The sequence below is a fragment of the Botrimarina colliarenosi genome, assembly GCF_007859955.1.
GTDB classification, from domain to species: domain Bacteria; phylum Planctomycetota; class Planctomycetia; order Pirellulales; family Lacipirellulaceae; genus Botrimarina; species Botrimarina colliarenosi.
On sequence record NZ_SJPR01000001.1, the window covers coordinates 1,107,352 to 1,134,347 of the forward strand.

Genomic DNA, 26,996 nt, shown 5'->3' on the forward strand with positions numbered 1-26,996 from the left:
TGGCACGCCAAGTGCAACCAAGTGACGGCGAGCCGGGTGACGTCAGTCCCCGGAGTCCGTTTTCGAATCCGGGGGGCGTCAGCGACTTGAGCGAAACTCGCGAAAAACTCCGACGACTTGTGTCGACGGCTCGCCGAAAGCCCGCCAGCCCTGCTAGCGGCGTTGAAGTTTTGAGGTTGTAACAATTACCGGACTGGCACAAATTTGCCGAGCTGACTGACTTGCCCAGGTCGCCAAAGGATGGCGGCCAGCGCAACCACGAGATTTTTTCGTCGCAGGATGCGGCGTTCGCTCGTGGTGGTCGGTCCACTCACTCGCCGCCAGACCACGTCGTCCAAGGAGGGATGCGGATGGTCACTCGAAGGTTCGTTTTTACATTCGCCACGCTCGCTGCCTTTGCAGCGGTTGCGTCCGCCCAGCAAGTCGAGCTGCTCGACTTCTACCTGCCCACCTGCGGGCCGTGCCGCGCCATGGCGCCGACGGTCGAACGCTTGGAAGCCGAAGGGGTCCGGGTCCGCCGGGTCGATGGCTCCCGCGAGCCGCAGCTCACCGCGCAGATGCGCGTCGATAGCTACCCGACGTTCATCGCGGTCGCCGATGGCCGCGAAGTCGGCCGCGTCGTCGGTGCGACCAGCTACGAACAACTCGCGCAGTTGGTGCGGTCCGCCAAGCCTCGGGGCTTCGAGCAACCGACGCCGGGATTCGCCGCGACCTCGGGGCGTGACAACACATTCGCCGCCGCCCCCACCGCGGGCGCCGTCCCCAATGCGACGGCCGCCAAGCTGCTTTCGCGTTCGGTCCGCCTGACGATTGTCGACGACGCGGGCCGCTCGTTCGGCACCGGCACGGTGATCGACGCCCGCAGCGGCGAAGCGCTGATCGTCACCTGCGCCCACCTATTCCGCGGCGCCGACGGCCGCCCGATCGACCCGTCCGGGCGGATGACCATCGAGCTGTTCGACACCGCGACCGGCACGCTCCGTGTCGCCGAGCGGGTCGACGGGCAACTCATCAGCCACGACTTCGACGCCGACGTGGCGCTCGTCGCGATCCGCCCCAGTGGGGTCGTGCCGACAGCGCCGGTGGCGGCGTCGCCCGGCGACCTGCGTATCGGCGCGGTCGTCCGTAGCGTCGGCTGCGACCTCGGGGCCGACCCGACCGTGCGTGACAGCCAGATCGTTGACCTCAATCGCTACGACGGTCCCGCGAACATCGAGGCGGCCGGCGCCCCGATCCAAGGACGCAGCGGCGGCGGCTTGTTTAGCGACACCGGCGAACTCGTTGGCGTCTGCAACTTCGCCGACGAGTCCGCCAACGAGGGGATCTACGCCGGCCTGGCCTCGATCCACGCGCAGCTCGACCGCATCGGCTTGACCGATTTGTACCGCAACCCCCAGCCCGCGGTTGCGGCGCCTGTCGTCGCCTCGGCGCCGCCGGTCGTTCCCGCGACGCCCGCCGCTATGACCACTCCCGAGCTCACGCCGATTCAGCGGACGCCCGTCATCCGCGGCCAAGACCCAATGTCCGGCCAAGGGGCGCTCACCACCGCCGAGCAGGCGACGCTCAGCGAGATTGTCTCCCGTGGCGAACGGGCGGAGGTGGTGGTGCTGATCCGGCCCGACACGGCGGGGGGGCGGACCGAGGTCCTGACGCTCGACTCCGCCTCGCCGGAATTTGTCTCTGCCCTCCGCAGGCTGGGGACAACCCGCTAGTTTTCTGGCGGCACAACCGGAACAACCGTCGCGGGCGTCGATATTTGCACATTGGCGACCCGCGGCCTTATGCAGGGCGTGAAAGAGCGCGGCTGGATGGCCTACGTTTGCGGCTGAAGTAGGGATTCCCTCTCCAGCGACCGAGCGCTCCGATGCTGCTGTTCGTCTTTTTCGTCGCCACGATGAACCTTGCGGTTGGGTATGCGCTCGGCGCGGGGCTGACGATCCGCTCGCTATTCGCGATGATGCCGACTCGCGCCGCCAAGCCGGTGATCGCCGAGGTCGATGACGCCGAGCCGCTCACCCGCCCGGCGCCAGTCGCCGCCCCAACGCAGGCTCCTGCCGCGCCGGTGCAGGCAGTCGCCCCGGCGGCCGCCACGGGCGTCCCCGCCGAGCCCGCTTCGGCGCCCGCGAAGCCGAAGGCGAAGGCCGTTGACGTGATTGCGAGCCTCTCGGCTTTCCGCGAGCAACTCACCGCGGCGAACGTCGAACTCAAACTCGCGGAGCAAGACGCCGTGAAGTTCGAGCAGAGCGCGACGAACCTACAAAAGGTCAATCACAACTATCTCGAAGAGACCGAGGAAGCCCTCAAGCAGCTCGACGAGCTCGGCGCGGCGGGCGACCAGGAGGCCTCAGCAACCCGTGACGCCGTTTCGCACGGCGCGTCGGAAGTCGCCGCCATCAGCAGCGAGATCGACGGTCTTATCGAGGGCGGGTTCGAAGAAGAGGCCGCGCGGAAGAAGCTGGTTGAGAAGTCGGGCGCGTTGCGCGACGCCGCGATCGAGGCCGAGAAGGAAGCGGTCTCCGCGGTCCCGAAGCCGACGCCGCCAGCGGCGGAAGCCGTTGCTCTCGACGGCGAGATCGACGCGACCTTCGCCGGGATCGACGACCTCTTCGAGCAACTCGAGGCGTTGCTAGATGCGGCCGAGTCCGAATCGGTAAACCATCTGGCCGCTGTGCGCGTCGATCCTATCGCCGACGCCGAGGGGAACGACAAGCTGACCCTCGCGGCCGAGCGCGCGGTCGCCGGCATCGCCAAAGAACTGCTCGCCGAGGACCAGGTGCTCGTCCCCGGCCGGCCGGCGTTGATTCTGCTCAACGGCGACTCGTTTGAAGCCGCCTCCAAGCGGGTGGAGCAACTCCGTCAGCAAGTGGAAGCCACGCAGTTCACGCTCGGCGGGGTTGAGCACAAGGTGACGATCACCTGCGCGATCGCCGACGCCCACCAAGGTGACGAGCGCGACAAGCTCGTCGATCAGCTGAACGGGGCGCTTGAGGAGTCGATGCGTGTCGGCGTCAACCGGACGTTCCACCACGACGGCGCGTTCCCCACGGCGATTCCTGAGGGACAGGTAGAGGTCGCCGCCAAGACGGTCGAGCTGGCCCTGTAAGCCAGTTCCAGGCCGGCGCAGCGACCGCGCGACTCAATCGGTGAGCTGGAAGACGGCCTCGATTTCGACAGCCCAGCCCGCCGGCAGGGCGGCGGCGCCAAAAGCGCTGCGGGCGCCAACGCCCGCCTCGTCGCCGAGGACCTGTTTCATCAACTCGCTAAACCCGTTGATGACGGCCGGATGCCCCTGGAAATCGGGCGCCGAGTTGACTAGCCCCAACGTGCGGACGAGACGGCCGACGCGGTCGAGGCTGCCGAGCTCCGCCTTGAGCGACGCGAGCATCGCGAGCCCGACCAGCCGCGCGGCGTCGGCGCCCGCCTCGATCTCGAGATCCTCTCCTAGTCGGCCACACACAAAGCCCCCCTCCGCCTTGAGCGGACCGTGGCCCGACGTGTAGGCGAGCCCGTCGACCACCAGCACCGGCTTATAAAGTCCGAGCACCTGCGGCGCTGCGGGGAGCGATAGGCCGAGCGATTCGAGACGTTGTTCAATAGACATGGCGGCGACGCAGGGAAGTTGAAGTGAGTTGGCAAGCGGCGGTTCAAACGCCGTACGTTTTTTTGGGGTCGAAGGTTGGCTCGGCGATGACGCGGAGGCCGGCGGCGTCCGCCTCGCGATAGAAGCAGCTCTCGTAGCCGTTGTGGCAAGCCCCCGGCCCGAGTTGTTCGACCTCCAGGAGGATCGTGTCGCGGTCGCAATCGACCAAGACGCGGCGGACCTGCTGGTGGTGGCCGCTGGTGTCTCCCTTACGCCACAAGCCTTTGCGGCTGCGGCTGTAATAGACCGCCCGCCCGGTGCGGAGCGTCTCTTCGTACGCCTGGCGGTTCATGTAGGCGAGCATGAGGACTCGGCCGGTCGCCGCGTCCTGGGCGATCGCCGGCAACAGGGCCTCGTCGTCGGCGAAGGCGGGTCCGGTCGGGAGGTCAGGGGTCGCCGTCATCGGTTGGTCGTCTCGTGGGTTCACAGCGGGGTGGTCCTCGTCCGTGGTGGGGACCGATGGCTCACGACCGTCGTCGGCGGAGCAAGCCGGCCGATCGTCCCCGCCGGCTCGATCGACCCGATCGGCAAAGTCAGGTGCAATCGGAAGACTAGCGTTCTGGTTCGACTTTCGGGGGAGAGGTCGCCGATCCCCATGCTAGCAAACCCCGTCCTCCCGTCGGAGCCCGCGACGTGCCATCCTCCCTCACCGTCGTTCTGCCAATCCACAACGCCGAGCGGTCACTCCGCCGTGACGTCATCGACGTGCTCGAAGCGGCCGCCGAGCTGACGACCGACGTGGAGGTGCTGATCGTCGATGACGCCTCGACCGACGACTCGTTTGAGACCGCGACAGATCTCTCCCGAGAGTTCCGACAGGTGCGGGTGCTACGCCGTTCGCGCCGTCAGTCGCTGCAGGAATCGCTCCGCGAGGTGCGCGCCAGCATCCGCTCGGAAGTGGTCATTGTCCACGACGGCTCGTCCCGCGTGAACCCGGACCAGCTGCGGCTCATCTGGCGCCAGCAGCAGGTCCTCGGCGCGGTCCGCGACGCCCAAGGGGGTCAACACGGTGTGTCGTTCGCCGACCTCCGCCGGCCGTCGATCACGCAGCCGGCGATGGAAGCGGCGCACCGGCGTTTGTGGGGATTCCAGCGGGTCAACACGGCCGAGCCGGCGCCCGCCGCGGCGGCCGTCCCCGTCGCCGAGGCCGCGATGCTGGACGACAACCAACGGGCCGACGACGCGTCGCGACCCCGTCCCACCAAGCGGGGGCTGGGCGTGATCCCCAACCTGCCGCGGGCCAACGTGCTCGGTTCGATCAGCGATTTCGCCCGGGGAGAGTGACGGCCGCAGCGGCGAGAGTCGCCTGCGCGGGGACGTCGCCTCTCTTCTGGCAAAAAGATTGACAAAAATTTCGCCGCGCTGTTTTCATACAGCCGCGCGTTGCATTTCTGAACACGGGGTCCCGTACCGCCACTCGGGCCCCGGCGTGGTTGTGGCATTCTGCCCCGCGCCTTTTATTGCATCCGTAAGCTCTTTTTTCACAACGACTTACGCCGCTTGACGCCGCGCGGGGCCCTTCTAGGATTCACCGCGACGGCGAGAGACGTGTGCTGCTCCGCGGGCCACGCTTCAAGACCTCTTCTTCGTAACGCGGAACCGGAAAGGGTAGGAGGCAGACCATGAGTGTTGCCGACGATTTCGTGATGAATTCGCACTTCATGCCGACCCCCGGGGGAGCGTCGTTACCAACGACCGCGTCGACCCCGTCGACCGATCGCAACAGCGGCGCCCCACGCCGACCGGTGCGTCATCACCGTGTCGCCGAGGTCCGCCAGCAGCAGGGCGTCTCGGTCCGCAGCGCCGCCCGGCGGATGGGGGTCTCGATGGAGCTGGTGCGTCGTGAGGAGCGGCCCGACACCGACCTGACGCTCTCGCAGCTCGCCCGCTGGCAGAAGGCCCTCGAGGTCCCGCTAATCGATCTGTTGGTCGACAACGACGCCCCGCTCAGCGAGCCGGTCCTCAAGCGGGCCAAGTGGTTACGGTTGATGAAGACCGTCAAGGCGCTCGAAGAGCTCAAGGCGACCCCCGCGGCGACCCGCATGGCGCAGATGCTCGAGCAGCAGGTCCTCGAGGTGATGCCCGAGCTGCAGGACGTTGGCGCCTGGCACTCGGTCGGGCAGCGCCGCACGCAGGACGAGCTCGGCCGCATCGCCGAGGACATTGTGCCGACCTCCTTCGCCCGCGACGGGTTGCACTGATCCCCGAGACGCCACCGGCGGCTGACTACGACGAGCGGCGTGGTCGCCCAGCCAGGTCGCTAAGCCACCCAGGTCGCTAATCCAGCCGGCGCCCTAACCCAGCCGGCTCAGCACGGCGTGGTGCAGGGCCTCGGTCGCTGCGACGAGGTAGTCCGCTTTCCAGACGTCGTAGGGCCGGCCGTAGCAGTCGGTGACAGCGGCGCCCGCTTCGAGGCAGAGCAGCACACCGGCGGCGGCGTCCCACGGGTGGATCGAGAAGGCCCAGTGGGCGTCCATCCTTCCCGCGGCGACGTAGGCCAGGTTGAGTGCAGCCGAGCCGGTCCGCCGGACAGCGCGGCTGGCTTGCACGACGGCGATGAACGCCGCCAAGTCGGGCGAACCGGGCTCGACGCGCGGCGGCAGGCTGACCGCGACGAGGGCGTCGCCGAGCGCCATCGCGTCGGTGACGTGGATCGGTTCGTCACCGAGGAACGCGCCGCCCCCTTTCGAGGCGGAGAACATCTCGCCCCGGACCGGGTCGAAGACAGCGCCGGCGATGATTTCCCCGTCGAGCACCACGCCGACGCTGGTCGCGAACATTGGAAAGCCGTGGACGTAGTTCGTCGTCCCGTCGAGCGGGTCGACGATCCAGCAGAGCCGCCCCTGGTGCTCGCCCTGCTCGGCTTTGGGGCTCTCTTCGCCGACAAAGGCGTCGCCGGGCCGGGCCGACAGCAGCACCTCGCGCACCGCCTTCTGCGACGCCAGGTCGGCGTCCGTGACGAGGTCGGCCGGGCCTTTTTCCCGCATGGTGAACTTGTCGCGGTACGCCAGCAGCGTCGCGCCCCCCGCCTGGGCGGCCTGGACGGCGAGCCGGCGGAGCGCCGGGGGGTCGAGCGGGGCGTCGGCGGCGGGCATGGCGGTAGCGGGCTCGGAGCGGGTCGGGGGATGGCGGCGTAAACCGCCAGGAACGCTTGCTTTACGCTCACGGGTAGCGGCCTCGCGGTCAAGCGCCGGGGTCGTGCAGCGGCCGCGCCGCTTTGCTGACCGACACTCTTTTCCAGACATTTCGATCGTTTTAAGAACGCCGCGTAACAAATCGCTGGACACTGGTTTCAGCCTTGTTAGGATAACGCTTGGTTCAGGAGAGACCGGTGCTAAGGATTATCCCCGCTGTTGGCGGGAGGCGATTGCCTAATCCTGATCATCCCCGGTTCCGTAGCGACGGCCTCTTCTCTGTTCCGGCCCCGTCGTTGCACCCTCGGGTGTGCGGCGGGGTTTTTTTATTGCCTCGCGGCGTTCCTCCGCCGTCCTCAGCAGGCTCTTCGATAAAACGGGCTCTTCGATAAACGGATTGAGCGAATGGGCGAGTCGGCGAGTTGGCTAAGTGAAGCCGCCACGGGTGACGCTTCTTCCAGCGGTGATTTATCGGATGGCCTTGCCCTGCTTCGCTGCGGCCCCTTCCGCGCCGCGCTGCCGACCGGCGATCCCGCGGCGGGGCTCCGTGACGTGTCGTTCGATGGCGTTGCGCTCGCGGCGACGCTTTTCTCGGTGACCACCCCGGCGGGCCCCTTGGCGCCGGCGAGCGAGACCTACGTCCGGGGCGGTGACTACGTCAGCACGCACCCGCCGACCGAAGGGTTCCCGTTCCGCACCCAGCTCTACTGGTCCGCCAAGCCGGTCGCGGGGGGCGGCGTCGCGGCGACGCTTAGCCTCTCGCTGCAAACCGACCTGCTCGACACGAGCCCCGTGTTGACGCTCGGCGTGTCGCAGGCCACGGCGCCGACGGTTTCGGGCGACGCCTGCCGCTTCGACCTGCCGAACGCCACGCTGATCATCGCTCCCCACCCGACCGACGCCGCCGAGTGCGAGGCGGCGGCGAGCGACGACGGTTGCGTGCTAAGCCTCTCGCCCCCGTTTCTCGAGAAGGGCGTCATCCGCCGCCTCCGCGTCGCGGCAATTGTGCTCCCTGCCGGAGTGAGCAATCCGGCGGTGAGCGAAGCGATCGCCGATCTAGCCGACGATCCGCTGCCGCTGACGACTTGAGCGAAGGGCCCGTCCGCTTCTCAAGGCCGCCGGAGCTATCCATGCGACATCGCCTGAGAACGATCGGTTCTTACGCCGGCCTCATGGTCGCCTTTGCGATCGCCGCGATCTGGATTCACAGCTACGCGGCGAGCGACGCCCTGTGGTTGGTTAGGGGACGGACTCGATGCGAGCTGAGCTCTTGGCGCGGACTACTCCACCTCAGCGAACGCTGCAGCGACGTGACCTTCGTTGGCGGCCATGCGCGACTCGTCGCCAAAACGGTGGGGGCCGAGAAGAAGCTTGAAGGACAGGATCGGGCACGCGGGTACAGCGGGAGCATCATCGAACCGCAGCCGTTCTCGTTTCGCTTGGGCAAGACTCTCGCCACCTCCCGAGACGGGCGCGTCCACTACGAACGCCACGTGACGCTGCCGCACTGGTTTGTCCTGCTGTTTGCCACGGCGCTGGCGGTGGTCCTGCGCCCCCACCCGCGTTGGCGATTCGGGCTTCGCGACCTGTTCGCCTTCTCGACGATCGTCGCGGTCGTCGCGGCGGGATACACCTTGCTGAGTCGGTTAGCAGGGTCGTGAAGGCGGACCGGGCGCCCCAGCAACGGCTCTGTTGACGACTCTAAAGGCGCGTCCGCTCTGCGCGGCGGCGTACGCAGAGCAGCGGGGTCATTGTCAGCCAGAAGGTCGCTGGCTCGGGGACCAGGGCGATGCCGGGCGAGAACTGGTTCATTTCCGGGGCGCCGAAGATCGGCAGTAGGCCGGTCAAAACCGTGTCGGTTGGATCGCCCGCGGTGAGGTCTTCCGACGAGGTGAGCGTGTAGTGGAGCTCCATCTCATCGAAGGCGAGGCCGGCCGTTAGGGTGACTCCATTGGTTCCGACATGAACCTCTTGAGTTTCAACGGACGTTTCACTCAGAGTGAAAACCTCCATTCCGTCGTTACGGAGCACCAAGTCAAAGTCGCCGGTCCGGACAGCCGACGGGTCGGCGGCGAACGCCATCAGCGGGAAGTAGTCGTCCGAGACCTCAACTAACCAATAGCTGCTATTGTCCGCCGTGATGGTCCACAAAAAATCATCGCCCGGTGCGAGAGAAGCGCCATCCGGGTCGTCACTCCCTGGGACGAGCGTCGCCACGTCGTTCCCCGTGTAGAGGACGTTGAAGACAAGGCTCGTCGCGCAAACTGGCGCTGTCGACAGCAGGCCCATCGCCAGGATGGCTTGTGATAAGAAGGGGCCCACTACCCCGATTTTCCGCTTCATGAGTCGCTCCGTGACAAGGGCTTTTTCGAAATACAGGTGGCGGCAGATCGTCCGACAAGCCACGGAGAGATCGATAGGCAGGCGACCCTCCGTGGGCAGCCGCACTGTAGCCGTTTCCTGCATCAGCGAACAAGAAATAAAAGGCGGAATCCACCGGCGACCAACTTCGCGTTGGCCTGAACCGATCGATAAGAACCCTAGCTACCTGGCGGCGAATCGAGCCTCGGGACACACCGCCGGTTCGGTTCTAAACCCCGAGAGGCCATTCACCCGAGGCCGACACCTTAGCCATGCCGAGCAGGGATGGTTGGAAGGACCTCGCGTCCAGTTACCGGGACTGTCGCTTACCAAACGATAACGCCCGCGTCGATCAGCCCGCTGATTCACTTCAGCAACACACCGAGGCTTACCGGCGGCGCCTCGCCGTGCGACACGGTCACGGAGTTCGCTTCACGCTCGACTTGGTACGGCTCGCCGGTGACGGGGCTGACGCGGTATGGCGGCGGTTTGAGGTCCGCGGCGAGGGCCAGGGCGATGGCCCACGCCTCGACGTGGCCGCGGTCCTCGGCGGCGGTGCGGATCGCCGACGGTAGGTCCTCGGTGAAGAGCGTCGCGGCGAACAGCGTCGGCACGCTGTTGATCTCGTCCATCGCCGCGGCGATCGACTCTAGGCGTTCCGGGTAGGGCGCCGCGGCGGCGTTGATGAGCCGCTGCATGGCGCGGAGGTAACGGGCCTCGTCGGCGTCGATCTCGGCGGGCGTCGCGTTGTCGAGGTTGTCCATCCGCCCCGTTGATTGCAGCTGCTTCCGCTCGTAAAGCGTGACGAGCCGGCTGAGCATCCCGGCGCGGATCGCCTCGTAGGCGTGGATGATCGTCGCGCGTTCGCCGAGGAGCATCCGCTCGTCGGTCGGCCAGTCGGTGACGTGATCACGCAGAGCCGCGTAAATCTGCTCGGCCTCGTAGTGCCGCAGGACGCCCGCCTCGAGCAACTCCGCGGCGACCGCCAGCGACTCGGCCCGCAGCGTGGCGGCTTGCACCCGGGCCTCGACCCGCCGCACGTCGGCGAGCCAGTGACTCAGCCGCAGCGCCCGGAGCACGTCGGCGAGCGCGGCCGCGGTCTCTTTCTTATCGCCGGCGTCGAGCGCCCGGACGAGAAGCAGCCGGACGCCGAGCGCGGCGTCGTCGAGGTAGCTCATCGTGGCGAAGAAGCCGAACTGGTGGCCGACCGAGAACCGGCAGCGGGGCCGATCGACCGCCGCCGCGGCTTGCTCCACCAGCGGTCCGTACGCCTTGACGAACGCTTCCCGCGCCAACGGTTCGGTGGCCGGATCGAGGAGCGTCGCCGTCGCCGTCAGCAGCTCGACGCGTTGCCGCGGCGCGCCGATGGTTGTGAGGGAGACTGCCGCGTTGGAGTCGGACGACTCGAGCGTCGGCCCGGCGAGCTGCAGGGGAAGCCCCCGCTGTTGCTCGACCGCTTTGATGAGCGGCGGCAATTGGGGATCGACCGACGCGAGGGCGCCGGTTGGCGTGGCGAGAGCGAGGATTTGGTCCTCGAAACTCGGACCGCTGCAACCACTCGCCAGGGCGAGTAGGAGGCACAGCGGGAGGCCCAGCAGAAGGAGCGGGTGACGGCTTGACGACGCGATCATGTCGGGAGCCTCCTTGCTCGTGCCGTCGATGGTTATTCAGCAGCCGTTCACACGCTAGTTGTTGCGCCGGGCGGCGGGCCGGCGGCTCTTCTGCCGGGCGCCCGAACCGGGGTCGGCGACGCGCAGGTCGGGCGTGTTGGTTGGGCAGAGCTTCGCCAGGTCGTCGAACTCGACCAGCTCGGCGATGCCGGCGGCGGCGATCTCACGACCCGAAACGTACTTGCCGGGGTTGATCCACTCGTCCATCAGCTTGGTTTCGACGCCGAACATCTGGGCGAGCAGCTCGTCCATCTGACGCTCGAGGTCGCCGAAGTGGCGGGCCCATTCGGCCGCCTCGGCGAGGCCGACGTTCTCTTCGCTCTGCCACCGCATCGGGTGGAACAGCAGCACGCTGTACGGGGTGACGATGCGGCGTTCGCAGGCGGCGAAGGGCCAGAGCGTGGCGCTAGAGCACTCGCCGGTGACGATGCCGGTCGCCTTGATGCGGCGGAGCTTGATGAGCGACATCAGCGACATCGCACAGTAAGGGCTCCCGCCGGGCGAGTCGAAATAGATGGTGCATTCCTCGCCCGGAGCGACGCCGAGGAGGCGGTCGGTGAGGTCGCTTTCCGAGTCGGTGAGGTCGCCGACCATCGAGATCTCGAGGGGGGCGTCGTCGGACTCGAAGTTGTCTTGGGAGGGTGAGCTCATGGCGGTGACTCTTGCTGTCTCTCGACGTGTTGCTTGTCTAAACCGAGCAGTGAGTAGTTGGCGGGTCGCGCCCGCGGTGGGGTAGCGGCGAACGCCAAAAGCAAACGGGGACGGTGGAAAAGCGTTGAACCCGGCCCTCGATTCGCCGGCCCTCGCCCCGACCGATTGCCGCAGGGCGCAAGTTGCAGTCTAGGGAAGAAGTCCGGGCGGCACCAGTTTTGGTTGGGTGAAACTGCGGTCAAAATAGGGGAGGGGGCGGCAAAAGCCGCCTGAACCGCGTAATCTGACCCGGTGTCCGTTGCAACCCAACCCCGCCCGCTATGCCGATCCACTGCGTCTGCCCGAACGGCCACGCCCTGCGTGTGAAAGACAAGCTGGCCGGCAAGTCCGGGACCTGCCCGACTTGTCAGGCCGAGTTCCTGGTGCCGGCGGCGGGGCCGGTGCCCGTCGTCCCTCCGGGTGCTAGCGTTCCCGTCAAGGATCGACCGGCCGCGAGCCCGCCGCCCGCCGCTCCACCGGCCCCCAGCGAAGCGGTCGAGTGGCGGATGGCCCGCCCCGACGGCCAGCAGTTCGGCCCGACCGTGCCGATGGTTTTCGCCCAATGGATCGAGGCGGGCCGGGTGACGGGCGACACCTTGGTGTGGCGGACCGGCTGGCCCGAGTGGCGGCGGGCCGACGCGGCGGGCGCCGAGCTGCCGGCGCCGCTGCCCGAAGCGACCGAACCACCCCCCCTGCCCGCGGCGGGTGTGACCCTTCCGCCCCCGCCAACGGCGACCGCCGCCCCCGCAGCGAGCCCTGCGGCGCCGGGCATCGAGAAGCCGACGGTCGCCACCAGCGCCTACTCCGTCCGCCGCCGCCAACAGGCGCGGCAGCGGCGGAACTTTTCGATTGCCTTGGGGTTGGTTTGCTTGGTCCTCGCCCTACTGCTGGTAGGGTTGATGATGAGCGGCCCGCCGGCCGGCGCCCCCGTGATTCCCAACTGACGCAACTGATCCCCTCGCACCTCTGCGCCGGAGTTCCGCCGTGATTGCTCGCCTGCTGCTTGTCGTCGCCCTAGGCGCCGTGACGTCGTCGACCCGCGCCGACGAGGCCGCGACCCGGGCGATCGAGGTCGCGGAGGGCGCTCTGGTTTTCGACGCGCCGGCCGACTGGGAGTCGGTCACCCCCGCCAACCGGATCATCGAGCACGAGATCGCCGTCCCCGCCCCGAGCGGCAGTGACGCCGGGCCGGCGCGGCTGACCGTCATGGCGGCCGGCGGCAGCGTCGATGCGAACCTCGCCCGCTGGGTCGGCCAGTTCCAGGGGACCGAAGGGGGCGCCGACCGGCAGTCGGCCAAGGTCGAGAAGCAGCAGTCCGGCGGTATGGAGATCACGCTGATCGACGTTGCCGGGACCTACCTCGAGAGCCTCCGCGGCCCGTTTGGCCCCAAGACGCCGCGACCCGATTACCGTCTGGTCGGCGCGATCGTCGAGACCAAGGGCGAGGGGAACTACTTTTTCAAGCTGATCGGCCCCGCCGCCACCGTCGAACCGGCGGTTGAGCGGTTTCAAGCCATGGTTCCAACACTGCGGAAGTCCGGCGAGTGACGCGGCGGAGCAGTTCGGTAGGCGCCCGAGGCTGGCGCCTGCGGCTCAAAGAGGGCTCCCTGCTTAGCCGTCGGCGCTAGCCGTGGGTTGCCCTGGCGAAGCGTCAACGAAGCCGGCCACCGCCATCGACCGGCAAGACGACGCCCGTCATGAACGGGTTCTCGACGAGCATCGCCACCGCATGGGCGACGTGCTCGGCCTTGCCATAGCCGCCGAGATCGTCGGTGCGGATCATCGCTTGGTAGCGGGCGTGGTCCTTCCGTTCCTCGGGCTCTTCGGGCTCGCCGGGCAGGTGCTGACAGATCACGGGGCCGGGGAGCACCGCGTTGACGCGCACCCGTTTGTTCCGTCGCGACAGTTCGACGGCGAGCATCCGCGTCATGCCGGGGATCGCGGCCTTCGACGGGTGGTACGCCGGGTAGTCGCGGTACGGCTTGCCGTCGGGCCCGGTGGCGGCGTCGCCGAGGTTGATGATGACGCCTCCGGACTCCTGGCCCGCCATCCAGAGGCCGGCGTGCTTGGCCAGCAGCAACGGCGCGACTGTGTTGACGTCGAGGCACTTCCGAACGTCCTCGGCCCCAAAGTCCTCGAACGGAGTCTCGGGCCAGATCGCCGCGCAGTTGATGAGTATATCGAGCGCCCCGGCATGCTCGTCGCACGCGTCGCCGGTGCAAGCGAAGTGTCGGGCGACCCGGTGCACGAGGTCCTCGGCGACGCCCTCGTCGGTTAGTTCGGCTTGGAACGCGCCGACATCGGTCCCGTAGCGCTCTTGTAGCAGGGCGCCGAGCTCGTTCGCCTCGTCGATTGAGGAGTTGGCGTGGATCGCGACGCGGGCGCCGCGGCGGGCGAGCTCAATCGCGATCGCTTTGCCGACACGCCGAGCGCCGCCGGTTACTAAGGCAACCTGCCGGGCGAGAGTCGGGGGGAGCGGATCGGCCAGCATGGCGTTAGTGTAGACCATCAAGGGGGCGGAACCCAAACAACTCACACCGACTAGCCGGACAGCCTCCGGCGACTTGCGTCGCCGGCTCGCCCGACCCGCCTTGGTGACAAGCAACAGCAGCAGAACAACCGCCATGAATCGAAACAACTCCGATGGCTTCGAGACCCTCAGCTGGACCGGCGCCGGCGACGGCTTCCTGACGCTGCTCGACCAGACGCGGCTCCCCAACGAGGTGACCTTCGTTAATTGCGACTCGGTCGAGGATGTCTGGCAGGCGATCAAGCGGCTCGCCGTCCGCGGGGCGCCCGCCATCGGGATCGCCGCCGCCTACGGCGTGGTCCTCGGCGCCCGCGACGAGAAGATGCTCGGCAGCGGCGACTCGCCCAAGACGGCCGAACAGGGTTGCCGGGCGGCTTTGGCGGCGTGCGACCACTTGGCGACCAGCCGCCCGACGGCGGTGAACCTGTTCTGGGCCCTCGACCGGATGCGCGGCGTCATCGCGACGGTTGGTGAAGAGCCCTCGGCCGGTCGGGTGGCGGAGCGGCTGCTGGCCGAGGCCGTGGCGATCCACGAGGCGGACCGCGCCCAATGCGCCGCCATTGGCCGCTACGGCGCCGACCTGCTGGAGACTCTTGGCCCCACCATGGGGATCGTCACGCACTGTAATACCGGCATGCTCGCTACCGGCGGCGACGGCACGGCGCTCGCGGTGCTATTCGCCCTCAACGAGCGGGGGATGCAGCCCCACGTCTACGCCGACGAGACGCGGCCCCTGCTGCAAGGCGCTCGACTCACGGCTTGGGAGCTGATGGAACGGGGCGTTCACGTGACGCTGATCTGCGACTCGATGGCCGCCCCGCTGCTGCGCGACGGCAAGGCCCAGGCGGTCATCGTCGGCGCCGACCGCATCACGGCCCGCGGCGACACGGCCAACAAGATCGGGACGTACGGCCTCGCGGTGCAGGCCAAACACCACGGCGTGCCGTTCTATGTGGCGGCCCCCACGACGACGTTTGATCTGTCGATCACCTCCGGCGACGAGATCCCGATCGAGCAGCGGGCCCCCGAAGAGATCACCGAAGCCTTCGGACGCCGCACGGCGCCCGAGGGAGTGGAAGTCGACAACCCCGCGTTCGACGTGACGCCCGCCGAACTGATCACGGCGATCATCACCGAGCGCGGGGTGATCGAGCCCGTGTCGGAGGAGGCGGTCCGCGCGATGGTGGATCCTGAATCGACGCAATCGTAGGCCGGAACCAGCGAAGCGCAGGTCCGGCGTGCCGTTAAGAGGAAGCTTGATCCCGGGTTCTGCCGGACCTGTGCTGCGCTGGTTCCGGCCTACTTGTTGTTGGCCTATTTCTTCGCCCACTGACGGAGGACGCCGTCGTAGACGCCCGCGAGGCTGCGGGCCATCGCTTGGTCGCTGAAGTGGTCGAGGTGGCGTTCGCGGGCCAGCAGCGACATCAGCGGGTAGTCGGTCTCGCCGTTGAAGAGCTCTTCGAGGGCGTCGGCGAGTTGGCTGACGCTGCCCGGTTCGACGAGGAAGCCGGTCTCGCGGTGGAGGATCGCCTCGGTCGTCCCTTCACATCGGGTGGCGACCACCGGCAGGCCGGCGGCCATCGCCTCGAGGACCACCATCGGCAGCCCCTCGCCGAACAGGCTCGGCAGCGCCAGCGCGTCGGCCCGCGCCAGGGCGGCGGGGACGTTGTCTGTAAAGCCGGTCCAGTGGATGTGCTCCTCGAGGCCGAGCTTTTTGACGCGGCTGCGGATGTGGTCCTCATACTCAGCGGACTCGAACGGCCCGATCGCTTCGAGATGGACATCGAGCTCCCGCGACCGCAGGTTGGCGAGCGCGTCGATCAGCACCTCGACCCCCTTCCGCGGGCGGAACAGGGCGACCATCGCCACCGTGTAGGGGGCGATCGGCTTCCGCCGCCGGCGGGCTTCCTCCTCGGTGAGAGGCGGGACGCCGTTCAGCACACAACGCAGCTTGTCGGGCGAGACCCCCATCGTCCGCATATGGTTGGTCAGCGTCGGCGACACCGTGACCAACTGGTCGGCCCGGTTGGCGCAGCCGCGCTCGAGGAAGTGGTTGCTCCAGTTCGCCAGCCGGCGCGTCGAGTCGCGGCTCGCCGGGCTGTGGACGTGGTAGACGAGCGGCACCCCGGCCAGACGCGAGGCCAGATAAGCCACCAGCAGCGAGCGGGGCGTGTGGGCGTGCAGCAGGGAGTAGTCCTCTTGGCGGACCAGCTTCGCGAGGCGGCGGGCGACCCCCAGGTTCCAGCGGCCCCGCATCTCGACCTCGTGCAGCGGGCACGCGACCGACCGCCGGTGGTCGCCGAACTTGCCCGGCTTGAGGCTCGCAAACGCCACCGAGTAGCCGAACGACGGCAGGGCCATCCCAAGCAGGTCCTGGACCCGCTCGGCGCCCGAGTAGTGCTCACCGTTGACGACGTGCAGCACCCGGACGGTCGGTCTTGCGACGCCGCGAGGCGGTTCGGCCGCCAGGGGAGCGGCGGGGGCCACAGGGCCCACCGGCGCAATTTCGGGCGGGGGCGCCAAGGTCGGCGCCGAGGAGGCAACGGAGAGCGACATGGCTCGGCCGGGAGTCGCGAGGAGAGGAGGGAGGGCGTGAGGAGGGGGGACGTGGCGTCGCGCAGCGACGTGGGGTCGTCCGAAAAAAACCCTAGCTCACAATTCGGCCCGGGGTCGCTGGAAGGCCGGCTGGCGCGGGTGGCGCCGGTTGTCGGGGCCGCGCCAGGCGGGCCGGGGGAGCCGATTGCCCGGTGCGGTAACTCCAAGCCTGCAAAAAACTTGTGCGATCGAGGCGAGGAGCAGATAATGTGGCTGCCGGTGGCTGGCCCCCGTCGGCACAGGAACAGAGCCTCTCGAGCCGTCGCCCCTGCCCCGGTTGCCCCGTGCCCCGGAGGACCGGGAGCGACGATCGCTAGGCCCGCCGGCGGCCCCACGGCCGTCTTTTCCCGGTGCGGGCAAGCTCCGGGCCAAGCGGACGATGCGTTCCTCACCAACCGGGCGTAATGCCCCAAGGTGCGGGCCGGAGCCGCCGTTTGTTGTTAAACTGCACTTGGTAGGGCGTGCTGCGCCCTTCGAGCGTTTCCCCGGCTTATCCCCCGGTTATCCGGCGACCTTTAGCGGCGAAGACACAGCGGCATGGGCACGATCCTTATCGACAAGCTGCTCTCGGCGGTGGTGAAGCAGGGCGCGAGCGACCTGCATATCACCGTCGGCCAGCCCCCCGTGCTGCGCCTCAGCGGCCGCATGCAGAAGCTCAAGACCAAGGTGCTCGACGAGGCCGACACGATGGGCCTCATGAAAAGCATCACGCCCGACCGCTGCCAACAAGAGTTCCAGGAGACCGGCAGCACCGACTTCGGCTTCGCCTTCGGCGACCAGGCCCGCTTCCGTGTGTCGGTCTTCCGCCAACGCGGCAAGGTGGCGATGGTCCTCCGGCAGATCCCGGTCGACCTCTACACGATGGATCAGCTGAAGCTGCCCGAGATCTTCAAGTCGATGATCCAGCGGCCGCGTGGGTTGGTGCTGGTGACGGGGCCAACGGGTTCGGGCAAGTCAACGTCGCTTGCGGCGATGATCGACTACCTGAACGACAACGTCGATCACCACATCATCACGATCGAAGACCCGATCGAGTTCCAGCACAACCACAAGAAGTCGACGATCAACCAGCGTGAGGTCGGCACCGACGTCACGAGCTTCTCCGAGGCGATCCGCCGCGCCCTGCGGCAGGACCCCGACGTGATCCTCGTCGGCGAGATGCGGGACCTCGAGACGATCGAAGCGGCCATCACCGCGGCGGAAACGGGCCACATCGTGTTCGGCACGCTCCACACCAGCAGCGCCGCCGGGACGATCAACCGCATCATCGACGTCTTCCCGACCAACCAGCAGGACCAAATCCGCACGCAGTTGGCGACCGCCATTCTGGGGATCCTGTCGCAGCAACTGCTGAAGAAGGTGGGCGGCGGCCGCGTCGCGGCGTTCGAGGTGCTGGTGGTTGACGCCGGCATCGCCAACCTGATCCGCGAGAACAAGATCTTCCGCATCACCTCGGCCATTCAAACCGGCAAGAAGAAGGGGATGCAGCTCTTGGACGACCACATCTACGAGCACTACTGCAACGGCTTGGTCACCAAAGAAGACGCCCTCGGCAAATGCAACTCGCCCGAGGAACTCGCCGCCCGCATGGCGGCGTTCGACAAGAGCGACGGCGACCCCTTCGCGCAAGACGAAGAAGACGACTGACGCCTCCCGCCGGCTCGCGCCGGGGGCTCAGCATGACTTAACCAACCGACGAATTCCCCCCTCCTGCAACTCTCGATTCTGATATGGCGATGCGACGGCTCGGCCAAGTGATGGTCGATATGGGCTACATCGACGACGAGCAGCTCGACCTGCTCGTCGACGAGCAGAAACAGCAGCCCGGGCTGCTGATCGGCCGCGTCGCGATGGACATGGGCCTGATCGATGAGGAGAAGCTCACCCAGGCCGTCGCCGAGCAGATGCTGCTGGAGGTGGTCTCGCCCCACGAGGTGAAGATCAAGAAGGAGGTGCTGGCGCTGGTCTCGGGCCCGATGGCCCAGATGTACCGCGTCATCCCCATCGACTTCGACGAGGACGCCGGCACGCTGTCGGTCGCCATGGCCGACCCGCAGAACCTGTCGGTGCAGGACGAGTTGCGGACGTTCCTCGGCCACAACATCAAGGTGATGGCCTCCAGCGAGTCGAGCATCAACGCCGCGCTGGAACGCTACTACGGCGAGAACACCGACAGCGTCGAATCGATCGTCGAGGGGCTCGAGAACGACACCGAGCTCGCCGCCGCCGCGGCCGCCCTCGATAAAGAAGGCCCGATCGACCTGACGAGCGTCGAGGCCCTCGCCGACAGCGCGCCGGTCCGCAAGCTCCTCAACATGGTCCTCTTGATGGCGATCAAGGACCACGCGTCGGACCTCCACTTCGAGCCCTTCGAGGACGAGTTCCGCATCCGCATCAAGGCGGACGGCGTGCTGTACGAAATGGTCCCGCCGCCGCGGCACTTGGCCTTTGCGATCACGACCCGCATCAAGGTCATGGCGAACCTCGACATCGCCGAACGCCGCATGCCGCAGGACGGCCGCATCGAGCTCACCGTCGGCGGCCACCCGGTCGACCTGCGCGTGTCGGTGCTGCCGACGATGTTCGGCGAGTCGGTCGTTATGCGGGTGCTCGACCGCTCGGTCGTGAACCTGAGCCTGAATAACGTCGGCATGAATCAGGCCAACATGGACCTGTTCCGCAAAGCGATCATCAAGCCCAACGGCATCGTGTTGGTGACCGGCCCGACGGGCTCGGGCAAGACCACGACGCTCTACTCGGCTCTGTCGGAGCTGAACACGATCGAGGACAAGCTGATCACGACCGAGGACCCGGTCGAGTACGACATCGATGGCATCGTCCAGGTGCCGATCGACGCGGCGATCGGCAACACGTTCGGCGCGTGCCTGCGGGCGATCCTCCGCCAGGACCCCGACAAGATCCTCGTCGGCGAGATCCGCGACCTTGAGACGGCCGAGATCGCCGTCCAGGCTTCGCTGACCGGTCACCTCGTGTTCAGCACCCTCCACACCAACGACGCGCCGAGCACGATCACGCGTCTGAAGGACATGGGCGTGCCGACGTTCCTCATCACGGCGACGGTCGAGGCGATCCTCGCCCAGCGGCTGGTGCGGCGGATCTGCAAGAACTGCAAAGAGGAGTACCACCCCTCGAGCGAACTGCTGGCCGACCTCGACCTCACGGCCGACGACGTCAAGGGCAAGAAGTTCTACCGTGGCGGCGGGTGCGAGATCTGCAACAACACCGGCTACAAGGGCCGCGTCGGTTTGTTCGAGCTGATGATCATGACGAACAACCTCCGCGAAATGATAATGGAAAACTGCCAGACCGGCGAGCTCCGCGACGCCGCCGAGAAGGAGGGGATGGTCACCCTCCGCACCGCCGGCATGGCCGCCATGTACGAAGGGACCACCACCGTTGACGAAGTCGTCCGCGAGACCGTTCTGGAAGCGTAAGAAGAAGCGTTCAGCTGTCAGCGATCAGCTGTCAGCTCGGAAGAAAAGAGCTACCGACAAAATCGTTACCGAAAGCTGACCGCTGATAGCTGACAGCCGTTTCCGAAGGAAACTCCCATGCCGACGTTTCAATTCGAGGCGATGGACGCCACCGGCGCCGAGATCAAGGACGTTATCGAAGCGCCCACCGAGGAAGAGGCCCAGGCGACAATCCGCCAGATGGGCTACTTCGTCACGAAGATCAACGTCAAGAAGATCCGCAAGAAGTCCGAGTCGGCCGGTCCTAAGAAGAAGAATCGTGGCCTCGTTATCGGCGGGGTCAAGTCGCGTGACCTCACCACCTTCACGCGGCAGTTGTCGATCCTCCAGGACGCCGGCCTGCCGATCTTGCGCTCTCTCCGGATCCTCGCCGAGCAGGCCAAGCCGGGGCGGCTCAAGTACTCACTCGAGGACACCTGCGAAGAGATCGAAGGCGGCTCGACCCTCTCCGAGGCGATGAGCAAGAGCCCCAAGTGCTTCGACCGGCTCTACGTCAATATGATCAAGGCGGGCGAGGCGGGCGGCGCCCTCGAGCTCATTCTCCAGCGTCTGGCCGACTTCAAAGAACGTTCCGAGTCGCTCAAGCGTAAGATCAAAGGCGCGATGATTTACCCGGTGGTGGTCGTCACCGTCGCGGTGGGCATCCTCACGTTCATCATGATCTTTATCGTCCCGGCGTTCCGGGAAATCTTCGACGACTTCGGCCTCGACTTGCCGATTGCGACCGAGTTCCTCGTCGCGTTTTCGGAATGGACCGTTAACTACTGGTACCTGATCCCAGGCGTCCCGGTCAGCGTCTGGCTGTTCATCAAGCTGCTCCGCAAGTTCAAGCACGGCCGCATCGGCTGGGACCAGTTCATCATCAAGGTGCCGATCTTCGGCCCGTTGATCGAGCAGAACGTCCTGGCCCGCACCACCCGGACCCTGGGGACGCTGATCGCGTCGGGCGTGCCGATCCTCGAGGCGCTCAACATCACCCGCGACACGTCGGGCAACGCGGTCTTCGAGAACATGTTCCAGAAGATCAGCGACGCGATCCGCGAGGGCGAGGCGATCGCCGCTCCGATGAAGGAAAACTCGGTGCCCGGCTTCCACCCGGTCGCGGCGCTGTTCTGGTTCTGCTTTGTCGGCGGGCCGATCGGGCTGTTGCTGTATCTGCTGAAGTTCCGCCAACGCGTCGTCGACGACCTGGTGGTCAACATGGTCGACGTCGGCGAAGAGACCGGCGAGCTCGACACCATGCTTTACAAGATCGCCGACGTGTACGACGAAATGGTGGCGGTCCGGACCGACTCGCTCACCAAGCTGCTTGAGCCGCTGCTGGTTATCTTCCTCGGCGGCGCGGTCGGCTTTATCGTCGTGTCGCTCTTCCTGCCGCTCGTGAAGCTGATCGAAGGACTCACCTGAAGTGGGAAGGCGGAAGTAGGAAATGGAAAAAACTCGGGGCAATGCTCTTAACGGAAGGAACGAGATGATGCGGACTGAAGAAACAAAGCGGCTTGCGCGCGGTGATTCCGCGTTCCGCAATCCGCAATCCGCAATCCGGCGGCCGGGCTTCACGCTCGTGGAACTGCTGGTCGTGATCACGATCATCGGCATCCTCGCGGCGCTGCTGGTCGCGGCGATCGGACCGGCGCTACGGAAGGCGAACCAGACCACCATCGTGGTGCAGATCGGCCAACTCGACGCCGCGCTGAAGGATTACCAGAACGTCTCGGGCAGCTACCCGCCAAACACCCAGACCGATGGCACGACGGGTCCGCTGGCCGAGGCGACGGTGCTCACCGACTTCAAACAACACTTCCAGCGGGCCTTTCCGAGTCACCGCGAAAGGCCACAGATGATTGAAGCGCTGGTCGGCCTGTCGGTCTTGGCGCCGGATAGCCCGGTGGTCGGCACCGACAACAACCTAGCAAACGACGCGACCAATCTGCCCGGCGGCATGACGGCGGCCGAGGCGCTCGTCTTCTGGGTCGGCGGCTTTAGCGACGACCCGAAGTACCCGATCAGCGGACCGGGGGGGCCTTCGTACCCCTTGACAGGTGGCAATCCCAACGAGATCGACCCGATCGCCGACCGCGGTTGGCGCCTCGGGATCGACCTCCCGAACCTCGGGCCGCGTGACCCCGACACCAACTACTTCCCGGCCAACTACAGCCGCCACATCGAGTTCGCCGATCCGCGTGACGGCAGCGTCGTCCGGCGGATCAACTTCTGGGTGCTGAGGGCGCCCGGCTCGCAGTCGCCCTACCTGTACTTTGACGCCTCGCGCGGCAGCGGCGTGCAGGGGACGAACGACGCCCCCGCGGCGACGCTCGGCGACTTCAGCGAGTCCGACGTCATGCAGGAGTCGCTCGAAGCATTGTTCGACGTCTACGCCATTAAGAAGCTGGCTGAGAACGCGCAGGCGACGCTACCTTACCAGTTCGCCAATAATGGCAAGTTCCAGATCCTACACGCCGGTGTTGATGATGAATGGGCCGGCACGCCGCGGATCGATACTAGCGACTCAACTTCCAAGACTCTGGTGCCTCCCGATGTCGTTTACCCAAGGGGCCCTTGGGAGTTGGAGCTTCTCGACACGCTGACGAACTTCAGCGACGGAACCTTGGAGGACGCCCAGCCGTGAGCGAAGTAGGAAGTCGGAAGTGGGAAGTGGGAAGGGCGCAGCCAGCGTCGCATGAACCGCTGCGCCGTCACCTTTTCCAACATCCCGCATCCCACATCCCACATCGTCGTCAGGCGTTCACCCTGGTGGAACTGCTGGTCTCGATCACGATCATCTCGATCCTCGCGGCGCTGCTGCTCGGCGCCGCGGCGGTCGCCGCCGAGACCGCCCGCGACGCCCGCACCAAAGCGCTCGTGGCTCGGCTGCACACGCTGCTGATGGAACGTTACGACGGTTACCGCAACCGGCGGGTCGAGCTCAACGCGAGTTGGGCGGCCAACGCCAATCCGGTGGTGACGGGAATCGATTTCACCGCCTTGGACCCGAGCTACCGAGAAGCGGCCGCCCGGCTTGTCGGTCTGCGGGAGCTGATGAAGCTCGAGATGCCAGACCGTTGGAGTGACATAGTTGGCTCGGCGGTGCCCGTGTCGCCGGGAGAGATCGCCACGAGTCCTGCGGGGGCCTTTCTCCAGAGGACTCCGACGCTCTATTCGGTGTACGCCCGCGCCTACAACGCGATCGTTCCGAACCGGACGGCGCCGGCTACGGCCTACATCAATACGCAGACCAATCTTCCTAACACAAGGGACGACATCGTCGAGAACGAATCGGCCGAGTGCCTCTACCTGATCATCATGAACGCCACGGGCGACGGCGAGACGCGTGGCCTGTTCAAAGATTCGGACATCGACGACACCGATGGCGACGGCGCCCCGGAGTTCGTCGATGGCTGGGGGAACCCGATCGCGTTCCTGCGGTGGGCGCCCGGCTTCGACACCGACGTGCAGTTGAGTGTCGCCTCGCTGAGGCGTACTGAGCAAAAGATCGGCGCCAACGCGGTCGGCGAAGCGATCCTCGCCGACCACGACCCGTTCGACATCTTCCAGCTCGACCGCACCAATGCCCGCGGGTGGCGGCTGCAGCCGCTGATCATCTCGGCGGGCAGCGACGAGGAGTACGGAATAAGGTTCGACGGAGACGGAGTCACAGAGTATATCCCGCGTCTCGACCCCTACGACGACGTTGGCAGCGGCAACTACTTGGGTGAGGCGACGGACGACCCAACCGACCTCGCAATCGACCTCGACTCCGAGCTCTACGCCGACAACATCCACAACCACAACGTCGGCGCCTTGAGCCGTAAACGTTGAACCACTTAGCGACACCACCTTGGCGGGCCGCCGGGGCAGACGGCGACCCCCAACGAAAGGACGAAGCGATGCGCTTCGAAGAGGAGAACAACAGCGGACGACAAGCGGCGGGCGACAGCCCGATTCCGCCTTCCGCCTTCCGCCTTCCGCCCTTGGGGATGACCCTCGTCGAGCTGCTAGTCGTCATCGTCTTGGTGACGACGCTCGTCTCGACGGCGATCCCGATCATCTCGCCCGGCGGCGACAACCGGAAGCTGCGCGAGTCGTCGCGCAACCTCAACGCCTACCTGCAGGGCGCCCAGGCGCGGGCCATCGAGACCGGCCGCCCGTTCGGCGTCTCGTTCCAGCGTCTGTCGGCCGACACCGGCAGCGGCGCCGACAACGCGGTCTGCGTGCGGATGGAGTACGTCGAGGTGCCGCCCTGGTACTCGGGTTTCAGCCCGACGTCAGCGGTGCGGATATCGCCGGCGTGGGTTCCTACGGACACGAGCACCCCTCCGAATCGGCTCTTCTACGATCCGTCCTCGCCGATTGCTTGGCGTCGGATCGGTCCTGTCTGGATTCAATTTGTACAGCGAGGACCAACGCCCAACGGTAGCAAAATGCCTCCTGGCTGGGTGTCCGACTTGACTCCGCCACAGTTCTTTCGACCGGGCGATACGATCGAAGTTCACGGCCAGCGCTATACGCTGCTTGATCGTGCTCAGGCAAATAGCAATTCGGCTGATCTGACCGTTCGATCCGTCGATGGCTACTATCCAGGAACTGTTAGCGGAAGCGTGACAACACTACTAGCTAAGCCGGAAGGTCTACCCAATGGAGCGCCAATCGAGCAACTACCAACCCTCGCCATAAAGTACGACGCTAACGGCAATGCGGTGTCGTCATCCTCTCCTTACGACGAACCCTTCTGGACCGAACCGACCCCCTACAAAATCTACCGCCAGCCGGTCTCCGCGGGCGGTGAGCCGCTCGAGTTGCCGACGGGCGTCGCGGTTGACCTGCAGGCGAGCGTCTTTGGCAACGGGACGCGTGTTTATCAGCCGCATGTTGATTACGTCGAGAGCGCGGTCTCTTTCACCCCGCGGACCGACAACGTCATGGTGCTCTTCTCGCCCGAAGGGTCGATCGACCGCGTCTATGGGCTTGTCGACGCAACCGGCCAAGAGGTCCCGCCGACGACGGTGACGAGCTACCTGGCCCTCTGTGTCGGCCGACGCGACCTGATCCCCGCCAAACCGCGTGACGCGGTGAGCCAAGCCGCCTACGCCGAGCCGATCGACCTCTACACCGACGTGGTTCAGCCCGGCCTGAACGAAACAGAAGCCACGGAGCTCACCGACCAATACAATTGGTTGAACCTGGAGACCCGCTGGGTCCTTGTCGGCGGGCAGTCGGGGTCGGTGTCGACGATCGAGACCAGCGCCCCGTACTACGCCGGGGCGACGAACAACATCTTGATGCAAGCCCAGCTCGGCGCCGCCCTCGAAAACGCCCCCCGGCGCAACAAGGCGGGCAGCCGTTGAGAGGTCGACCGATCCCGGGGCGGGCCAGCCCCGACGAGCGAAACCGCGGCAAACGAAACCGAGAGGGGCGAGAGCCGTTTGAGTCCTAACCCATGCTGAGCACCGCCACGAAAACTCCCACTTCCCACTTCCGACCTCCCACTTCGCGCCGCGCCCTCACGCTGGCCGAGGTGCTGATCGCGATGGGCCTGCTGACGATCGGACTGCTCGGCGTGGCGTCGATCTTCCCGGTCGGCGGCTACTACATGCAGTCGGGCGACATCGCCGACCGCGCCGGCGCGGTGGCCGAGGCGGCGCTCGAGGACGCGATGGTGCGCGGGTACCTCGACCCAGAGCGGTGGGTGGTGCATGACGCGAGTGTCGCTGGCGCCACATCGGGACGGTTTATTTCGTACCTCAATGGCGACGCAGCTGCCGGTCGTATTGGATTGAGGACCGCCGTCGCCAATGTCAGCGCCGTCAAAGCCCAACCGTTGAGCACGATGCCTGCCCTGTCGATTCTCGGTCAGAACCAGAGAACGACTCCCGATCGCTACACGGCGAGGCTCTTCGGTGGTGCGATCGTTCTCGATCCGATTGGCATGACGGCTGCGTTGGGGGGGACGGATGCGTTCAATGCAGCGGTACAAAACCCGGTAGGGTCGGTGGCCGTCAGACGGTTCCCGGCGTCACCTCCGGACAACGACGACATGTCTCTAAGGGCATGGCCGGATTGGTTCGTTGGCCCTTTCCAATGGCCCGTACGCCGGGCGACGCCGATCCATTCCGCAGCAATATTGAACGACAACTCGAACGCCAATAATCGGCCATTTAATAAACAGTTGCCCGCCGCTCTGAATGCTTTCACCGCCCCGGATGACTTGGCGATCACTCTCCCTGAAAATGGAGACGACCCCGCCTTGGGGCTGTGGGACGCGCTCGACGGGACGACCGGGCGCCCGAGCGCGGCGCGGCTGTCGAACCGCGACTTTTCCTGGATCCTCTCGATCGCTCCGGAATCCACCAGCGACCGCGACGCCATCGCGTTTCAACCGGACGCCTACCCCGTTGAAGTTTCAGCCGTGGTGTTCCACAAGCGGGCGATTGGAACAGGGCTGCAGAGCCGGCTTGAATCGGAACGACTGGTTAACGCCCGCTTGGTATCAACAGGCCCTGGCGGGGGGGAGATGCTGCTCACGAAGCGCACTGCCGATTCGGGAGCCGGCTCTCCGTTCGAGAACCTCCGCGTCGGTCAGTATGTAATGGTCACCGGGCCGCACCCGCTTAGCAACGCTATGCGGCCGATGCTCGCGTTGAAGTGGTGCCGTGTCCTCAGCATTGAGGACCAAGGCCCCGTGAACCTCGGCACGGGAACCGTGCAGCTCTCCAAGGATCAAGCGGTGTTGGTGTCGCTCCGCGGGCCCGATTGGCCTTGGACCGACTCCACTAGTGCGGTCGCGAACAACCTCCGTGTCGGCATCCTCCCCGGCGCCGTCGCGGTCCACACCAAGACGATGCGGCTCGAGGCGGGGACCGAGTGGGCGATCGAGTAACGCCG

The 26,996-nt window shown here is 66.4% G+C and carries 24 protein-coding genes; 16 read left to right on the forward strand and 8 right to left on the reverse strand.

All coding sequences use genetic code 11. The annotated features are described in order from the left end of the window. Window positions 1-350: 350 nt before the first annotated feature. Both Pla108_RS04290 and Pla108_RS04295 read left to right on the forward strand, forming a co-directional pair. Window positions 351-1,712 (forward strand): trypsin-like peptidase domain-containing protein, encoded by a 1,362-nt coding sequence (locus Pla108_RS04290; RefSeq protein WP_197526231.1) that lies wholly within the window; start codon window positions 351-353, stop codon window positions 1,710-1,712. Window positions 1,713-1,864: 152 nt separating this feature from the next. Next, window positions 1,865-3,103 carry a hypothetical protein gene (locus tag Pla108_RS04295; RefSeq protein ID WP_146443348.1) on the forward strand — a complete coding sequence of 413 codons (1,239 nt, stop codon included), beginning with the start codon at window positions 1,865-1,867 and terminating at the stop codon, window positions 3,101-3,103. 33 nt (window positions 3,104-3,136) lie between these two features. Here the strand turns inward: Pla108_RS04295 and Pla108_RS04300 are convergent, their stop codons facing one another. Both Pla108_RS04300 and hisI read right to left on the reverse strand, forming a co-directional pair. Continuing rightward, window positions 3,137-3,601, reverse strand: coding sequence for a RidA family protein (locus tag Pla108_RS04300; RefSeq protein ID WP_146443351.1), 465 nt, complete (start codon window positions 3,599-3,601; stop codon window positions 3,137-3,139). A gap of 43 nt (window positions 3,602-3,644) precedes the next feature. Beyond that, window positions 3,645-4,043 (reverse strand): phosphoribosyl-AMP cyclohydrolase, encoded by a 399-nt coding sequence (hisI, locus tag Pla108_RS04305; RefSeq protein WP_146444429.1) that lies wholly within the window; start codon window positions 4,041-4,043, stop codon window positions 3,645-3,647. Between the two features lie 230 nt (window positions 4,044-4,273). On the opposite strand from hisI, the gene Pla108_RS04310 reads away from it, so the two are divergent. Continuing rightward, the gene (locus tag Pla108_RS04310; protein ID WP_146443353.1) at window positions 4,274-4,924 is read left to right on the forward strand and encodes a glycosyltransferase; all 651 of its coding nucleotides are present in this window, start codon (window positions 4,274-4,276) and stop codon (window positions 4,922-4,924) included. A gap of 338 nt (window positions 4,925-5,262) precedes the next feature. Continuing rightward, entirely contained in the window at window positions 5,263-5,841 is a 579-nt protein-coding gene (locus Pla108_RS04315; protein ID WP_146443355.1) for a helix-turn-helix domain-containing protein, read from the forward strand. 93 nt (window positions 5,842-5,934) lie between these two features. On the opposite strand, the gene Pla108_RS04320 is transcribed toward Pla108_RS04315, so the two are convergent. After that, window positions 5,935-6,735 carry an inositol monophosphatase family protein gene (locus Pla108_RS04320; protein WP_197526232.1) on the reverse strand — a complete coding sequence of 267 codons (801 nt, stop codon included), beginning with the start codon at window positions 6,733-6,735 and terminating at the stop codon, window positions 5,935-5,937. A 444-nt stretch (window positions 6,736-7,179) separates the two neighbouring features. Here Pla108_RS04320 and Pla108_RS04325 point away from each other — a divergent pair, with 444 nt between their 5' ends. Then, window positions 7,180-7,863, forward strand: a complete 684-nt coding sequence (locus tag Pla108_RS04325; RefSeq protein WP_146443359.1) for a hypothetical protein — start codon at window positions 7,180-7,182, stop codon at window positions 7,861-7,863. Window positions 7,864-7,904: 41 nt separating this feature from the next. After that, entirely contained in the window at window positions 7,905-8,435 is a 531-nt protein-coding gene (locus Pla108_RS04330) for a hypothetical protein (protein WP_146443361.1), read from the forward strand. Window positions 8,436-8,475: 40 nt separating this feature from the next. On the opposite strand, the gene Pla108_RS04335 is transcribed toward Pla108_RS04330, so the two are convergent. The 3 genes from Pla108_RS04335 to Pla108_RS04345 all read right to left on the reverse strand — a co-directional run bounded on the left by Pla108_RS04335 (window position 8,476) and on the right by Pla108_RS04345 (window position 11,456). Beyond that, the gene (locus Pla108_RS04335; RefSeq protein ID WP_146443363.1) at window positions 8,476-9,117 is read right to left on the reverse strand and encodes a hypothetical protein; all 642 of its coding nucleotides are present in this window, start codon (window positions 9,115-9,117) and stop codon (window positions 8,476-8,478) included. Between the two features lie 383 nt (window positions 9,118-9,500). Further along, window positions 9,501-10,766, reverse strand: coding sequence for a hypothetical protein (locus tag Pla108_RS04340; protein ID WP_146443365.1), 1,266 nt, complete (start codon window positions 10,764-10,766; stop codon window positions 9,501-9,503). Between the two features lie 54 nt (window positions 10,767-10,820). Then, window positions 10,821-11,456: an ATP-dependent Clp protease proteolytic subunit gene (locus Pla108_RS04345; RefSeq protein ID WP_146443367.1), complete on the reverse strand. Its 636-nt coding sequence runs from the start codon at window positions 11,454-11,456 to the stop codon at window positions 10,821-10,823. A gap of 320 nt (window positions 11,457-11,776) precedes the next feature. Here Pla108_RS04345 and Pla108_RS04350 point away from each other — a divergent pair, with 320 nt between their 5' ends. Continuing rightward, window positions 11,777-12,439 carry a DUF4339 domain-containing protein gene (locus tag Pla108_RS04350; protein WP_146443369.1) on the forward strand — a complete coding sequence of 221 codons (663 nt, stop codon included), beginning with the start codon at window positions 11,777-11,779 and terminating at the stop codon, window positions 12,437-12,439. A 40-nt stretch (window positions 12,440-12,479) separates the two neighbouring features. Next, window positions 12,480-13,043: a hypothetical protein gene (locus Pla108_RS04355; RefSeq protein ID WP_146443371.1), complete on the forward strand. Its 564-nt coding sequence runs from the start codon at window positions 12,480-12,482 to the stop codon at window positions 13,041-13,043. Window positions 13,044-13,146: 103 nt separating this feature from the next. On the opposite strand, the gene Pla108_RS04360 is transcribed toward Pla108_RS04355, so the two are convergent. After that, window positions 13,147-14,121, reverse strand: coding sequence for an SDR family NAD(P)-dependent oxidoreductase (locus tag Pla108_RS04360; RefSeq protein WP_231934283.1), 975 nt, complete (start codon window positions 14,119-14,121; stop codon window positions 13,147-13,149). Here Pla108_RS04360 and mtnA point away from each other — a divergent pair. Further along, entirely contained in the window at window positions 14,120-15,235 is a 1,116-nt protein-coding gene (gene mtnA / locus Pla108_RS04365) for an S-methyl-5-thioribose-1-phosphate isomerase (protein WP_146443373.1), read from the forward strand. The genes Pla108_RS04360 and mtnA overlap by 2 nt on opposite strands. 104 nt (window positions 15,236-15,339) lie before the next feature. Here the strand turns inward: mtnA and Pla108_RS04370 are convergent, their stop codons facing one another. Beyond that, complete coding sequence (locus tag Pla108_RS04370; RefSeq protein ID WP_146443375.1) at window positions 15,340-16,581, reverse strand: glycosyltransferase; 1,242 nt, start codon at window positions 16,579-16,581, stop codon at window positions 15,340-15,342. A 576-nt stretch (window positions 16,582-17,157) separates the two neighbouring features. Here Pla108_RS04370 and Pla108_RS04375 point away from each other — a divergent pair. The 7 genes from Pla108_RS04375 to Pla108_RS04405 all read left to right on the forward strand — a co-directional run bounded on the left by Pla108_RS04375 (window position 17,158) and on the right by Pla108_RS04405 (window position 26,991). Then, window positions 17,158-18,267: a type IV pilus twitching motility protein PilT gene (locus Pla108_RS04375; protein ID WP_146443378.1), complete on the forward strand. Its 1,110-nt coding sequence runs from the start codon at window positions 17,158-17,160 to the stop codon at window positions 18,265-18,267. A gap of 83 nt (window positions 18,268-18,350) precedes the next feature. Beyond that, window positions 18,351-20,075: a GspE/PulE family protein gene (locus Pla108_RS04380; RefSeq protein WP_146443380.1), complete on the forward strand. Its 1,725-nt coding sequence runs from the start codon at window positions 18,351-18,353 to the stop codon at window positions 20,073-20,075. Between the two features lie 117 nt (window positions 20,076-20,192). Next, a complete protein-coding gene (locus tag Pla108_RS04385) occupies window positions 20,193-21,521 on the forward strand; it encodes a type II secretion system F family protein (RefSeq protein ID WP_146443384.1) in 1,329 nt (442 codons plus the stop codon). Window positions 21,522-21,588: 67 nt separating this feature from the next. Then, complete coding sequence (locus Pla108_RS04390; protein ID WP_197526233.1) at window positions 21,589-22,743, forward strand: type II secretion system protein; 1,155 nt, start codon at window positions 21,589-21,591, stop codon at window positions 22,741-22,743. 26 nt (window positions 22,744-22,769) lie between these two features. Further along, on the forward strand, window positions 22,770-23,933 hold the full coding sequence (locus tag Pla108_RS04395) for a type II secretion system protein (RefSeq protein ID WP_261342516.1): 1,164 nt from the start codon (window positions 22,770-22,772) through the stop codon (window positions 23,931-23,933). Window positions 23,934-24,001: 68 nt separating this feature from the next. Then, the gene (locus tag Pla108_RS04400) at window positions 24,002-25,459 is read left to right on the forward strand and encodes a hypothetical protein (RefSeq protein ID WP_146443388.1); all 1,458 of its coding nucleotides are present in this window, start codon (window positions 24,002-24,004) and stop codon (window positions 25,457-25,459) included. 92 nt (window positions 25,460-25,551) lie between these two features. After that, a complete protein-coding gene (locus Pla108_RS04405; RefSeq protein ID WP_146443390.1) occupies window positions 25,552-26,991 on the forward strand; it encodes a type IV pilus modification PilV family protein in 1,440 nt (479 codons plus the stop codon). The last annotated feature ends 5 nt before the right edge of the window (window positions 26,992-26,996 follow it).

Coding starts and splice junctions, on each gene's coding strand:
- Pla108_RS04315 (WP_146443355.1), top strand. CDS start 5,263: ATGAGTGTTGCCGACGATTTCGTGATGAATTCGCACTTCATGCCGACC.
- Pla108_RS04380 (WP_146443380.1), top strand. CDS start 18,351: ATGGCGATGCGACGGCTCGGCCAAGTGATGGTCGATATGGGCTACATC.
- Pla108_RS04385 (WP_146443384.1), top strand. CDS start 20,193: ATGCCGACGTTTCAATTCGAGGCGATGGACGCCACCGGCGCCGAGATC.
- Pla108_RS04330 (WP_146443361.1), top strand. CDS start 7,905: ATGCGACATCGCCTGAGAACGATCGGTTCTTACGCCGGCCTCATGGTC.
- mtnA (WP_146443373.1), top strand. CDS start 14,120: ATGAATCGAAACAACTCCGATGGCTTCGAGACCCTCAGCTGGACCGGC.
- Pla108_RS04300 (WP_146443351.1), bottom strand. CDS start 3,601: ATGTCTATTGAACAACGTCTCGAATCGCTCGGCCTATCGCTCCCCGCA.
- Pla108_RS04340 (WP_146443365.1), bottom strand. CDS start 10,766: ATGATCGCGTCGTCAAGCCGTCACCCGCTCCTTCTGCTGGGCCTCCCG.
- Pla108_RS04390 (WP_197526233.1), top strand. CDS start 21,589: ATGCGGACTGAAGAAACAAAGCGGCTTGCGCGCGGTGATTCCGCGTTC.
- Pla108_RS04405 (WP_146443390.1), top strand. CDS start 25,552: ATGCTGAGCACCGCCACGAAAACTCCCACTTCCCACTTCCGACCTCCC.
- Pla108_RS04295 (WP_146443348.1), top strand. CDS start 1,865: ATGCTGCTGTTCGTCTTTTTCGTCGCCACGATGAACCTTGCGGTTGGG.
- Pla108_RS04290 (WP_197526231.1), top strand. CDS start 351: ATGGTCACTCGAAGGTTCGTTTTTACATTCGCCACGCTCGCTGCCTTT.
- Pla108_RS04400 (WP_146443388.1), top strand. CDS start 24,002: ATGCGCTTCGAAGAGGAGAACAACAGCGGACGACAAGCGGCGGGCGAC.
- Pla108_RS04345 (WP_146443367.1), bottom strand. CDS start 11,456: ATGAGCTCACCCTCCCAAGACAACTTCGAGTCCGACGACGCCCCCCTC.
- Pla108_RS04350 (WP_146443369.1), top strand. CDS start 11,777: ATGCCGATCCACTGCGTCTGCCCGAACGGCCACGCCCTGCGTGTGAAA.
- hisI (WP_146444429.1), bottom strand. CDS start 4,043: ATGACGGCGACCCCTGACCTCCCGACCGGACCCGCCTTCGCCGACGAC.
- Pla108_RS04370 (WP_146443375.1), bottom strand. CDS start 16,581: ATGTCGCTCTCCGTTGCCTCCTCGGCGCCGACCTTGGCGCCCCCGCCC.
- Pla108_RS04335 (WP_146443363.1), bottom strand. CDS start 9,117: ATGAAGCGGAAAATCGGGGTAGTGGGCCCCTTCTTATCACAAGCCATC.
- Pla108_RS04360 (WP_231934283.1), bottom strand. CDS start 14,121: ATGGCGGTTGTTCTGCTGCTGTTGCTTGTCACCAAGGCGGGTCGGGCG.
- Pla108_RS04325 (WP_146443359.1), top strand. CDS start 7,180: ATGGGCGAGTCGGCGAGTTGGCTAAGTGAAGCCGCCACGGGTGACGCT.
- Pla108_RS04320 (WP_197526232.1), bottom strand. CDS start 6,735: ATGCCCGCCGCCGACGCCCCGCTCGACCCCCCGGCGCTCCGCCGGCTC.
- Pla108_RS04375 (WP_146443378.1), top strand. CDS start 17,158: ATGGGCACGATCCTTATCGACAAGCTGCTCTCGGCGGTGGTGAAGCAG.